Source organism: Mesorhizobium sp. B2-8-9, from assembly GCF_006439475.1.
Taxonomy (GTDB): domain Bacteria; phylum Pseudomonadota; class Alphaproteobacteria; order Rhizobiales; family Rhizobiaceae; genus Mesorhizobium.
On sequence record NZ_VFTQ01000021.1, the window covers coordinates 38,610 to 51,051 of the forward strand.

At 64.6% G+C, this 12,442-nt stretch carries 10 protein-coding genes; 1 reads left to right on the forward strand and 9 read right to left on the reverse strand.

The window, feature by feature from the left end; genetic code table 11:
- Window position 1: 1 nt before the first annotated feature.
- The 7 genes from FJ423_RS22725 to FJ423_RS22755 form a co-directional block, all read right to left on the reverse strand.
- Complete coding sequence (locus FJ423_RS22725; protein ID WP_140845304.1) at window positions 2-598, reverse strand: NADPH-dependent FMN reductase; 597 nt, start codon at window positions 596-598, stop codon at window positions 2-4.
- Window positions 599-952: 354 nt separating this feature from the next.
- The gene (gene pmtA / locus FJ423_RS22730; RefSeq protein ID WP_140845305.1) at window positions 953-1,558 is read right to left on the reverse strand and encodes a phospholipid N-methyltransferase PmtA; all 606 of its coding nucleotides are present in this window, start codon (window positions 1,556-1,558) and stop codon (window positions 953-955) included.
- A 146-nt stretch (window positions 1,559-1,704) separates the two neighbouring features.
- Window positions 1,705-2,832 (reverse strand): molecular chaperone DnaJ, encoded by a 1,128-nt coding sequence (gene dnaJ, locus FJ423_RS22735; protein ID WP_095769451.1) that lies wholly within the window; start codon window positions 2,830-2,832, stop codon window positions 1,705-1,707.
- A gap of 201 nt (window positions 2,833-3,033) precedes the next feature.
- Window positions 3,034-4,950 carry a molecular chaperone DnaK gene (dnaK, locus tag FJ423_RS22740; protein WP_140845306.1) on the reverse strand — a complete coding sequence of 639 codons (1,917 nt, stop codon included), beginning with the start codon at window positions 4,948-4,950 and terminating at the stop codon, window positions 3,034-3,036.
- A 521-nt stretch (window positions 4,951-5,471) separates the two neighbouring features.
- Entirely contained in the window at window positions 5,472-6,440 is a 969-nt protein-coding gene (locus FJ423_RS22745; RefSeq protein ID WP_095769453.1) for a substrate-binding domain-containing protein, read from the reverse strand.
- Window positions 6,441-6,458: 18 nt separating this feature from the next.
- Window positions 6,459-7,754: an ABC transporter permease gene (locus FJ423_RS22750; RefSeq protein ID WP_095769454.1), complete on the reverse strand. Its 1,296-nt coding sequence runs from the start codon at window positions 7,752-7,754 to the stop codon at window positions 6,459-6,461.
- A complete protein-coding gene (locus FJ423_RS22755) occupies window positions 7,751-9,346 on the reverse strand; it encodes a sugar ABC transporter ATP-binding protein (RefSeq protein ID WP_140845307.1) in 1,596 nt (531 codons plus the stop codon). Before FJ423_RS22755 ends, FJ423_RS22750 begins: the two co-directional genes overlap by 4 nt.
- A 219-nt stretch (window positions 9,347-9,565) precedes the next feature.
- On the opposite strand from FJ423_RS22755, the gene FJ423_RS22760 reads away from it, so the two are divergent.
- Window positions 9,566-10,585 carry a LacI family DNA-binding transcriptional regulator gene (locus FJ423_RS22760; protein ID WP_140845308.1) on the forward strand — a complete coding sequence of 340 codons (1,020 nt, stop codon included), beginning with the start codon at window positions 9,566-9,568 and terminating at the stop codon, window positions 10,583-10,585.
- Here the strand turns inward: FJ423_RS22760 and FJ423_RS22765 are convergent.
- Window positions 10,575-11,375: an inositol monophosphatase family protein gene (locus FJ423_RS22765; protein ID WP_140845309.1), complete on the reverse strand. Its 801-nt coding sequence runs from the start codon at window positions 11,373-11,375 to the stop codon at window positions 10,575-10,577. The genes FJ423_RS22760 and FJ423_RS22765 overlap by 11 nt on opposite strands.
- A 67-nt stretch (window positions 11,376-11,442) precedes the next feature.
- Window positions 11,443-12,441: an LLM class flavin-dependent oxidoreductase gene (locus FJ423_RS22770; protein WP_140845310.1), complete on the reverse strand. Its 999-nt coding sequence runs from the start codon at window positions 12,439-12,441 to the stop codon at window positions 11,443-11,445.
- Window position 12,442: the final 1 nt, after the last annotated feature.

The following is a 12,442-nucleotide window of genomic DNA, read 5'->3' on the forward strand; positions in this document are numbered from 1 at the left end:
ATCACGCCTCGATCCGGGTGGACAGCATGCGCGAGGTTTCGATCAGTGTGCGGCATAGGCGCTCCATCGATTGCTGTAGTCTGGCGTCCCTGAATTGTCCGTCCTCGGCGAAGGCTTCGCCGGCCTCGGAGACCGAGCATTCGGGCGTGATCACCTCCATCTGGCAGCGCACCAGCACCGCGCGCAGATGGTTGATGCAACGTATGCCGGCGAACTTGCCCCCTGAGGACGAACAGAGCCCGACAGGCTTGCCGGCAAGCGGCCTAAAGGTATGGCTGCCCTCGCGCCGTACCCGGCTCACCCAGTCGATCGAGTTCTTGAGCAATGGAGGGATCGAGCCGTTATATTCGGGCGTCGCGATCAGCAGCCCGTCATGCGCGGCGATCTGCCGGCCGAGCTTGATGGCGTTTTCGGGGATGCCTTTTTCCTTTTCCAGGTCCTCGTCCATGATCGGCAGCGGGTAGTCGCCGAGCGAGATGCGCGTCACCTCCGCGCCCTGCATGGCCAGTTCCTTCTGCACTACGTCGGCGGTCCGGCCGCTGAAGGCGCCGGTCCGGACCGAGCCGGCGAAGACGAGGATTCTTGGGATCACTGCCATTGGCCACCCTTGTTCGGGGACAGGTACAGCCAAGGAGCATTCAAATCAACGAGGGGTGGCAGAAAACGTTCGAGGATTGGTCGCCACCCACCAACTTCGTCATCCACGGGCGAAGCAGCCGCGAAGCGGCGTCGCGAAGACTCGAGGATCCATTCCCTTACCCCAATCGCCGAGCGCAGCGGAGCAGAATTCTGGATCGTCGCAACGCTTCGAAGTCACGGAATGGATCCTCGGGTCTGCGCCGCGTCGTTTCGCTCCTTGCTCCGCCCGTGGATGACGAAGCGAGGGGCGTTTCGGCCAGTCGCCAGCACGCTGCCGCCACTGGCGATGCCCGAAACACTTTCGCAAGTGGAACTAATGCGCCGCGCGCCGGTATATCCACAGCTGCGTCGGCGGGATGTTGCGGAAGATGAAATCGAAATGCTCGACCGTGTAGTCGCCGCGCCCGGCTGGGATCGGCGACAGCGGGCCATAGGTCAGTTGCACGATCGGCCGTCCGGCCGGAATGCGGTCGAGCAGGCTTTCGATATAGGCGATGCGCTGGGCAACGGGGAAATTGAGCAGCGGCACGCCGGAGACGACCGAATCGAACACCATGTCGCGCTTGTCGCCGAGCGTGGCATTGAGATTGAAAGCGTCGCCCTCGATGACGTTGACGCCGGGATAGAGCCCGCGCAGATGGCGCACGAAGTCGGTCGAATATTCGACCGCGTAGAGGTTTTCGGGCTTCACGCCCTGGGCCAGGATGGCGCGGGTGATGACACCGGTGCCGGGCCCGACCTCGAGCACCGGCAGGCCCGATCCCGGATTGACGATCGACGCCATCTTGCGGGCGGTGATGGAACTGGTGGGAACGATCGAGCCGACCGTTTTCGGCTTGTCGATCCAGCCTTTGAAGAACTTCAGCTCGTCGTCGAATTTTTCGGCCAGCGCTTTGCGCAACCCGGGACTACGTGCCATCACGAGCTCTCCTCAATGCTCAGCCTCCCGCCCCGCTACTTAGCAGGTGGGTGGGACAAGGCAAGGCTTCAAGCTGGCATAAGGTGTTGATGACGCTTGGGCACCGGATCGCCCCCGATGCCGTGCGAAATGCGCGCCTGCGGCAATCAGTTTTCGCCGAACGACTCGAAGAAGTCCTTCATGCGCGCGAAAAAGCCGCTCGATTGGGGCGAATTGTCCTTCGAGGAGATCTGCTCGAACTCTTCCAGCAATTCGCGCTGGCGGCGCGTCAGGTTCTGCGGCGTCTCGACCGCCGTCTGGATGTAGAGGTCGCCGACATTGGGCTGGCGCAGCACCGGCATGCCCTTGCCCTTCAAGCGGAACTGGCGGCCGTTCTGCGTGCCTTCCGTCACCTTGACCTTGGTCTGGGTGCCATCGAGCGTGGTGACCTCGAAGGAGCCGCCGAGGGCTGCCGTCGTCATCGAGATCGGCACCTTGCAATAGAGATCGGCGCCGTCGCGCTGGAAGAATTCGTGCGGCTTGACCGCCAGGAAGATGTAGAGGTCGCCGGGCGGTCCGCCGCGCAGGCCGGCCTCGCCCTCATTGGCCAGCCGGATGCGGGTGCCGTCCTCGATGCCGGCCGGGATGTTGACCGACAGCGAGCGTTCCTCGGTGACGCGGCCCTGGCCGGCGCATTTCGGGCAGGGGTCCTTGATCGTCTGGCCGCGACCCTGGCATTGCGGGCAGGTGCGCTCGATCGAGAAGAAGCCTTGCGTGGCGCGCACCTTGCCGTGGCCGTGGCACATGGAGCAGGTCACCGGCTGCGTGCCGGGCTTGGCGCCGCTGCCGGAGCATTCCGAGCAGGAGATCGAGGCCGGCACGCGGATCTGCGCCGTCTTGCCGGAAAAGGCTTCTTCCAGCGTGATTTCCATGTTGTAGCGCAGGTCGGCGCCACGCTCGCGGCCGCCCGACGAACGGCGCTGGCGGCCGCCCATCATATCGCCGAAAATATCCTCGAAGATGTCGGCGAAGCCGCCGGCGCCGAAACCGTGCGCTGCGCCGTTCATACCGCCCTCGAAGGCGGCGTGGCCGAAACGGTCATAGGCGGCGCGCTTCTGCGGGTCCTTCAGCGTCTCGTAGGCTTCGTTGATCTCCTTGAACTTGTGCTCGCAGGCGTGGTCGCCGGGGTTGCGGTCGGGATGGAACTGCATGGCGAGCTTGCGGAAAGCGCTCTTGAGTTCCTTGTCGTCGGCGCCTTTTTGCACGCCCAGCGTTTCGTAGAAATCAGCTTTCATTTTTTCCCGCTGTCCGGATGCTCAATGTCTTCAAGCATTGTTGGCGACGTTTGCCGGCACGTTCTTGGATTTAGGAGCGATGTTTCCCGGATGCTAGTACTAAGCCGGGCCGCTCCGGGTTTTTCTGTCACTTTTTCGACTGGGGTTGCAAAAAAGCCCGGCCTTCCGCCGGGCTTTTCGCATGATCCGCCGTCAGCCGGCTCAGGCCGACTTCTTCTTCTCGTCGTCTTCGTCGATTTCCTCGAAGTCGGCATCAACCACGTCCGAATCCTTGGCGGCGTCCGCCTTGGCGTCGGCTTCGGCCGCTTCCTTCTGCGAGGCCTCATACATGGCCTGGCCGAGCTTCATCGACACTTCGGCGAGCGACTGCGACTTGGCCTCGATGTCGGCCGGGTCGTCGCCTTCGGCCGCGGTCTTCAGCGCGGCGATCGCGTCCGAGATCGCGGTGCGGTCAGCCTCCGAGACCTTGTCGCCATAGTCCTTCAGCGACTTCTCGGACGAATGCACCAGCGCTTCGGCCTGGTTGCGGGCCTCGACGAGGGCACGGCGCTTCTTGTCCGCGTCGGCATTGGCCTCGGCGTCCTTCACCATTTTCTCGATGTCGGCGTCGGACAGACCGCCCGAAGCCTGGATGCGGATCTGGTGCTCCTTGCCGGTGCCCTTGTCCTTGGCCGAGACGTTGACGATGCCGTTGGCGTCGATGTCGAACGTGACCTCGATCTGCGGCACGCCGCGCGGGGCCGGCGGGATGCCGACGAGGTCGAACTGACCGAGCATCTTGTTGTCGGCCGCCATCTCGCGCTCGCCCTGGAAGACGCGGATCGTCACCGCCGACTGCGAATCCTCGGCGGTCGAGAAAGTCTGGCTCTTCTTGGTCGGGATCGTGGTGTTGCGCTCGATCAGCCTGGTGAACACGCCACCCAGCGTCTCGATGCCCAGCGACAGCGGCGTCACGTCGAGCAGCAGCACGTCCTTGACGTCGCCCTGCAGCACGCCGGCCTGGATGGCGGCGCCAAGCGCCACGACCTCATCCGGGTTGACGCCCTTGTGCGGCTCCTTGCCAAAGAACTGCTTCACGATCTCCTGGATCTTGGGCATGCGGGTCATGCCGCCGACCAGGACCACCTCGTCGATCTCGCCCGCCTTCAGGCCGGCATCCTTGAGCGCCGCCTTGCAGGGGTCGATGGTGCGCTGCACGAGATCCTCGACCAGGCTTTCGAACTTCGCCCGGGTGAGCTTCATCGTCAGGTGCTTCGGGCCGCTGGCATCGGCGGTGATGAAGGGCAGGTTGATCTCGGTCTGCGTCGTCGACGACAGCTCGATCTTGGCCTTTTCCGCGGCTTCCTTGAGGCGCTGCAGCGCGAGCTTGTCGGCCTTGAGGTCGATGCCCTGTTCCTTCTTGAACTCGGCCGCCAGGTACTCGACGAGGCGCATGTCGAAGTCCTCGCCGCCGAGGAAGGTGTCGCCATTGGTCGACTTCACCTCGAAGACGCCGTCGCCGATTTCAAGCACGGAAATATCGAAGGTGCCGCCGCCAAGGTCATAGACGGCGATGGTCTTGCCGTCCTTCTTTTCCAGGCCGTAGGCAAGTGCGGCGGCCGTCGGCTCGTTGATGATGCGCAGCACCTCGAGGCCGGCGATCCTGCCGGCGTCCTTGGTCGCCTGGCGCTGGGCGTCGTTGAAATAGGCCGGAACGGTGATGACCGCCTTCTCGACCTTCTCGCCGAGATAGGCTTCCGCCGTCTCCTTCATCTTCTGCAGGATCATGGCCGAGATCTGGCTGGGCGACTGCTTCTTGCCGCCGGCCTCGACCCAGGCGTCGCCATTGTCGCCCTTGACGATCTTGTAGGGGACGAGCTTCTTGTCCTTCTCCGTCACCGGGTCGTCATAGCGGCGGCCGATCAGGCGCTTGACCGCGAAGATGGTGTTTTCCGGATTGGTGACCGCCTGGCGCTTGGCCGGCTGGCCGACGAGACGTTCGCCGTCGCTCGAAATGGCGACGATGGAAGGCGTCGTGCGCGCGCCTTCAGCATTCTCGATCACCTTGGGGTCCTTGCCATCCATGATGGCGATACACGAGTTGGTGGTGCCGAGATCGATACCGATAACTTTTGCCATTGTTCTAATCTCTCCTCTAAGCAGGCTCTCTGGACCCTTCAAAAGGCGTTCCGACGAAAGCCCCTGTTCACAAGAAATCCCGTCATGGTCCCCGCTTTTTAGGGCTGGACGGCTGGCGCGTATATAAGAACAGGCGACACAAGGCGCAAGCATCCTGCGCAAGCTGTCCATCGTCTCGGCAGCGAGCCGGAAGACACCCGCCGCGCTCTGCGCCTGAGCCGGTCTGAGGTCGATCTATCTCACTGTTTCAGCTTGGTTTTTTTGAAACGGCGCCGCTTAGGGCACACAGATCTGCCGACCGCGAAGGTCAGGACTTGCTGTTTCGGGCGTGACTTTCGGTCGCGAAAGAGCGGAAAACCAGCATTGCGGCGACGCTTCGCGCATCCGGCGGCAAGCTGTGGGGAGCGCCTGGCGCTCGGGCAAACCCCTGCCGGGCGCGTGGCCCGGCAGGGGTTGCGGACTTCAAGCAATTCCACGAAAAGCCGCAGCGGTTTTCCGTTCGGAATTGCGTCAAACAGTATCTAGAGCCCGTTGTCCTTCAAGATCTTGGCAGCGTTGTCCTTGGTGATCTTTTCCGTCGGCAGGGTGATGGTCTTCTCGACCTTCTCCCCTTTCAGGAACTTGATCGCCTGGCGCAGGCCTTCGGCGCCCGGCGTGACATAGGTGAAGGTCGCGGTCAGCTCGCCCTTGTTCACCATCTGCACGCCTTCATTGGGCAGGCCGTCGATGCCGATGAACTTGATGTCCTTCTCGCGCCCGACATCCTTGGCCGCGAGATAGGCGCCATAGGCCATCGGATCATTGTGGCCGTAGACGAGATCGATCTTTTCGTTGGTCTTCAGCGCGTTGGCCATGATGTTGTAGGCCTGGTCCTGCTTCCAGTCGCCCGACTGCTGGTCGAGCAGGTACTTGATGCCCGGCTCCTTATCGGTGAATTCATGGAAGCCGTCATGGCGGTCATGCGCCGGCTGCGTGCCCATGCCGCCCCAGATCTCGACGACGTTGCCGGCCGCCTTGCCCTTGCCGCCCAGGAGCTCGACAGCATATTCGCCAGCCGCCCGGCCGATCAGCTTGTTGTCGCCGCCGACGAACTGCGTGTAGTCCTTGGTTTCGACATTGCGGTCGAGCACGAAGACCGGGATCTTGGCGTCGATCGCCTGCTGCACCACGCCGGTCAGGCCGGCCGATTCCTTCGGCGAGACCAGCAGCGCGTCGACCTCCTGGCGGATCAGGTTCTCGACGTCGGCGACCTGCTTTTCGGTCTTGTCCTCGCCGTCGGTGATGATCAGCTCGACCTCCGGGTGCTTGGCGGCTTCCGCGATGATGTCCTTGTTGAACTGGGCGCGCCAGGGTTCGATGGTCGTCACCTGCGAGAAGCCGATCTTCCACTTCTTGTCCTGGGCAAAGGCATGGTTGCCGGAAAAGAGCGCGGTGGTCGTCACAAGCGCCGCCGCGAAGGTGGCGAGCTTCAGCATATCACGTCGTTTCATGGTCCTGTTTCCTCCGGATTATAGAGACGAGGTCTCCTGTGACGGCCGCTTTGCCGCGGCCGTTTCCTTTTGCGCCGTCCGTCCGCCGGGCAGGCGCAGATAGCTGAGAAGATCGCCGGCGTTGCGCTCCTGCACGAGCACGGTGCCGATGATGATCGCCCCCTTCAGCACCAGCTGAAGGTTCGAATTGATGTTGTGCAGCTGCAAGATGTTTGACAGCAGGCCGAAGATCAGCACGCCGCAGAAGGTGCCGACCAGGCTGCCGCGCCCGCCCATCAGGCTGGTGCCGCCGATGACCACGGCGGCGATGGCGTCGAGCTCCAGTCCGGCGCCGGCATCAGGCTTGCCTTGGCGGTATTGGGCCACGTAGAGCACCGCCGCGATGCCGGCGAGCAGGCCCGACACCGCATAGGTGGCGATCTTGACGCGCCCGGCGGCGATGCCGGAAAGCCGCGCCGCCTCCTCATTGCCGCCGATGGCGTAGACATAGCGGCCGAAGGGCGTGAAGCGCAGCACCGCGCCGTAGATCACGACCGCGCCGAGGAAGAACAGGCCCGGCATCGGCACGATGCCGAACACCAGCGAGCGCAGGATCTCGAAATCGGCGGTGGCGTTCGAGCCGGTATAGACCGGCAGCACCGCGTTGTTCTGGCCGGCGGTGAGCCTGGCGATGCCGAGCGCCGTCACCATCATCGCAAGTGTCACGATGAAGGGCTGCAGCCGGCCGGCGACGATGATGAAGCCGTTGATGGTGCCGAACAGGAGGCCGACGCAAGGCGCCACCAGAAGCACGCCGAGCACGCCGAACTTGGTCTCCACCTGCGGCAGCAGGTACCACAGCGAAAGGCAGCACAGCGCCACGCCGACGACGCCCGGAATGATCAGCCCGCGCGCCTTGTCCAGTCGCGCGTCGCGTCCGGCTTCCGTCCCGGCGCGGGATTTCTCGATGTTGAGCAGGATGAAGCGGGTGGCCAGCACGCCGAGGCAAAGCGCCGCCAGCGCGGTCGTCGGCACGCCGAGCGCTGCCGACGGCGTGACGCCCGGCACGGTGAGCAGCATGGCGCATACGACTGAGCAGATCGCCATCAGCGAGCCGACGGAAAGATCGATGCCGCCGGTCAGGATCACCGCCGTCATGCCGGTGGCGATGAGGCCGGTGGTCGACACCTGGCGCAGCACGTCGAGCAGGTTGCCGTAGGACAAGAAGATGTTGTTGCCCTTGGAGCTGATCGGCGAGCCGAACACGCCGATCAGGAAGATGGCGATCAGCCCCCAGTACAGCTTGGTGCGGGAAACAAGGCTGATGAGGTTCATGCGGCTGGTCTCGCTGCCCGTCTTGGTGTGGCAAGTCTTGGCGCGGCAAGCCGCATGATCGCCTCCTCGCTGGCCTCGGCGCGGGACAGGATTCCACGCTGGCGGCCCTCGGCCATGACCAGGATGCGGTCGGCCAGATGCAGAAGCTCGGGCAGTTCGGAGCTGATCACGGCAATCGCCAGCCCGTCGCCGGCCAGCTTGAAGACGAGGTCGTAGATTTCGCGCTTGGCGCCGACATCGATGCCGCGCGTCGGCTCATCGAGCAGAAGCACGCGCGGCCGGGTCGCCAGCCACTTACCGATCACCACCTTCTGCTGGTTGCCGCCGGACAGCGTGCCGGCGGCCTGCTCGATGCTTTCGCAGCGTATGCCGAGCGCGCCGACCGCGTCGCGTGCCAGGCCGCGCTCGCCCGAGCGCGAGCGCAAGCCGAAGCGCGCCAGCGCGCCGACCAGAGGCAGCGCGACATTGTCGGTGATCGAGGCTTGGAGATGCAGGCCTTGCGTCTTGCGGTCCTCGGTCACCAAAGCAATGCCGAGCCGGCGGGCCTCGCGCGGCGAGCCGATCTCGACCGGCACGCCGTCGAGCCGAATCTCGCCGCCGGTACGGCCGTCGCTGGAGCCGAAGATCGCCTCCAGGATCTCGGTGCGGCCGGAACCCAGCAGCCCGCCGATGCCGAGGATCTCGCCGGCCGCAAGGTCGAAGCTGACGCCGTCGATCATCGTGCGCCAGCCATGCCGGTCGGGCTTCGACAGCGACAGGTCCCTGACCGAGAGCACCGCTTCGCCGCCCGGGCCGCGCTCATGATCGGAGGAAGCGAGAAGGTCGCGCCCGACCATGGCGGAGATGATGGCGTCTTCGTCCAGCTTTGCCATGTCCCGCGTCAGCACGTGGCGTCCGTCGCGCAGCACCGTCACCCGGCTGGCCAGATGCATGACCTCGTCGATGCGATGCGAGATGTAGACGATCGCAACGCCGCTTGCCGCGAGCTGGCCGATGATGCGGAATAGTCTCTGGCACTCGGCCGGCGACAGCGCCGAGGTCGGCTCGTCCATGATCAGGATGCGCGCCGACTTCGACAGCGCCTTGGCGATCTCCACCAGTTGCTGCTCGCCAACCCTGAGCGTGCCGACACGCGCCTCGGGATCGAGCTCGATGCCGAGACGCTGCAGCAACGCGCTAGCAGTGCGGCTGCTCGCCTTGCGGTCGACGACCAGCCCGGCGATCAGCTTTTCGCGGCCGAGGAAGATGTTGTCTGCGACGCTGAGCTCGGGGACGAGGTTGAGCTCCTGGTGGATGATGGCGATGCCGGCGTCCTCGGCGTCGCGGACGCCGGTGAAGCGGACTGCCTGACCATCGATCGCCACGGCGCCTTCGTAGTCGGTATAGACGCCCGACAGGATCTTCATCAGCGTCGACTTGCCGGCGCCGTTCTCGCCCATCAGCGCATGCACCTCGCCGGGCCTGAGGTCCAGGCTCACATCGGACAGCGCGGCGATGCCGCCGAACCGCTTGGAAATGCCGGTCGCGCTCAGGACGACGGTTGGACCGTCGGCGGCCGCATTGCCAGTCGTGGTGGAATCAACGCGCTGCATGGCAAAGGACGGCCTCCCTCCGTCGTCTTCGATTGTTTGAGACGCTAATCTAAACGTTTCGAATGTGTCAAGCGCATATCTGGTTGCTGAGGATTGATGCATTTCAATTCTTGCGAAAAAAGCCGGGTTTGCGTAGGTTTGGCCAAATAGGGGCAGTTAAACGTTTCGAAAATGATGGTGTCAGGGCGGAAAAAACAGCGAAAATCCACGGCGCCGACCATGCTGCATGTGGCTGAGGCGGCGCGTGTGTCCGTGGCCACCGTGTCGGCAGTGCTCAACGGCACCGCCACCGTCAGTCCGGAGCTTACCCAGCGCATCGAGCAGACGATCCGCGACATCGGCTACAAGCGCAACGCCATTGCCCGCAGCCTCAAGATGGGCACCACGCGGACCATCGGCCTGACCGTGCCGCATATCACCAACCCGTTCTTCACCGATGTCGTTTCGGTCATCCAGCAGGCGTTCGACCGCGCCGGCTATGCCGTCATGCTGTGCTGCACGGACGAGGACCTGAACACGCAGGACGACCAGATCCGGCTGCTGCTCGACCGCATGGTCGACGGGCTGATCGTAGCGCGCGTCGGCGACGGCGGCATCCTGAAGGGCATCGTCGGGGACGCCAACGTGCCGGTGGTGCTGCTCGACCGCCTCTGCGAAGGCGTCGACACCGATGCGGTGGTGCTGGACAACCAGCGCGCCGTGTTCGACGCCGTCACCTATCTGATCCATCTCGGCCATCGCCGCATCGGCTATATCACCGGCGCCTCCGACATATCCCCCATGCATGACCGCATGATCGGCTACCGCGAGGCGCTGCAGGCCGCCGGCCTGCCAGTGGCGGAGGAGCTCATACGCTCCGGCAATTTCCACGAGATCGACGGCTATAACGCCACAATGCAGCTGCTTTCGCTGCACGACCGGCCAAGCGCGATCTTCTCGGCCAACAATCCGATGGTGATCGGCACCATGAAGGCGATCCGCGACATCGGTCTCAGCTGCCCCGAAGACATTTCGGTCGCCTGCTTCGACGATTTTCCCTGGTCGGACGTGTTCGTGCCGCAGCTGACCACCGTGGCGCAGCCGGTGCAGGCGATCGGCGAGCAGGCGGCGAACCTCCTGCTCGACCGGCTGGCCGGCAACAGGGAGGCGCCGCCGCGCAAGCTCGTGCTGAAGGGCCGGCTGATGATCCGCAATTCCTGCCGGCCGCTGGGCGCGCTCGCGCAGAGCGTCAGCGCGTAAATCCGAAGGAGCTCTCGCCTAGCAGCTGCAGCCTCGGAAAGATGCCCCGGCCGCCGGCGACCACACGGGTGCCTTTGCCGATCACCGTCTTGGGGTCCGCTTTCAGCACCGTGCCGCCGGCCTCTTCGACCAGCAGCATGCCGGCCAGGCAGTCCCAGGCGTTCATGTGCTCCTCGAGATAGCCGAGCAGCCGGCCGGCCGCCGCATAGGCAAGCATGAGCGCTCCGGACGCATTGCGGTAGAAGACGCCGCCCTCGCCCATGATCAGGCCGATGAGAATGACGACATTCGTGGTCGAGGCGCGGTTGGAGAGCCCGGTGCCGACGGCGCCGTCGGAAAGCGACGCCGCATTGCTGGCCTTGATCGGCTTACCGTTAAGAAAGGCGCCGCCGCCGCGGCGGGCGTAGAACGTTTCGTCGGTCGAGGGTTCGTGGATAACGCCGACGATCGTCTCGCCATCCCTGGCGCAGGCGATCACCACGCACCAGGCGGGAATCCCGCGCACGAAATTGGCGGTGCCGTCGATCGGGTCGATCACCCAGACATGACCGGTTGTTCCGGTCACCGCCGCGTGCTCCTCGCCGACGATGCCGTCTTGCGGATAGGCCTCGGCGATCGCGGCGCGGATGAACAGCTCAACCTCGCGGTCGGCCTCGGAAACCAGGTCCTGGTGGCCCTTGCTCTCGACGGCCAGGTTGTCGAGGTCGCGAAAATATTTCAGCCCCAGCTCGCCGGCGCGCCGCGCCAGGTCGATAGCAAAATGCATGCGGTCGTCGAGATCATGGGTCATGTGCAGGCTCGCGCGTTGGCGGTGAGCCTGCCCTTAACAGATGGGTATGTCAGAAGCCATGGCGCCGTCAGGCCGCCTTCGACATCGATTTGTGCACGTCAGCGAGGATCTCGAAGGAGCGCACGCGCGCCGCATGGTCGAAACACTGCGCCGTCACCATCAATTCATCGGCGCCGGTGCGGCTTATGAAGGCGTCGATGCCTTGGCGCACCGTCTCCGGCGAGCCGACGACAGCGCAGGACAGCGCCTGGGCAAGCATGGCTTTCGCCGCAGGGTCGAGGTCGCGGTCGTAATTCTCGACCGGCGGCGGCAATTGGCCGGGCCGGCCGCTGCGCAGATTGACGAAGGCCTGCTGCAGCGAGCTGAACAGAAGCTTCGCCTCGGCGTCCGACGGCGCGGCGAAGACATTGAGGCCGAGCATGACATAAGGCTTGTCGAGTTGCGCCGACGGCTGGAAGCGCGTGCGATAGACCTCCAGCGCATGATCGAGCTCGGCCGGGGCGAAATGCGAGGCGAAGGCGTAAGGCAGGCCGAGAAGGGCTGCGAGCTGCGCGCCATAGAGGCTGGAGCCGAGGATCCAGACCGGCACGCTCTGGCCCTCGCCGGGCACGGCGCGGATGCGCTGGCCTTCCTCGGCTGGCTGGAAATAGCCCATCAGCTCGACGACGTCCTGCGGGAAATTGTCGGCGCTTTCGAGATTCCGTCGCAACGCCCGGGCGGTCAGCATGTCGGTGCCCGGCGCGCGGCCGAGGCCGAGATCGATACGGCCGGGGAAAAGTGCGGCCAGCGTGCCGAACTGCTCGGCGATCACCAGCGGCGCATGGTTGGGCAGCATGATGCCGCCGGCGCCGACGCGGATCGACTTCGTCCCGCCGGCGACATGCGCGATCACGACGGACGTCGCCGCGCTCGCAATGCCCGGCATGTTGTGATGCTCGGCCAGCCAGTAGCGCCGGTAGCTCAGCCGCTCGGCATGGCGGGCAAGGTCGAGCGAATTGGCAAGCGACTGCGAGGCGGTGCTGCCTTGCGTGATCGGCGACAGGTCGAGAACCGAAAGGGCCGTCATT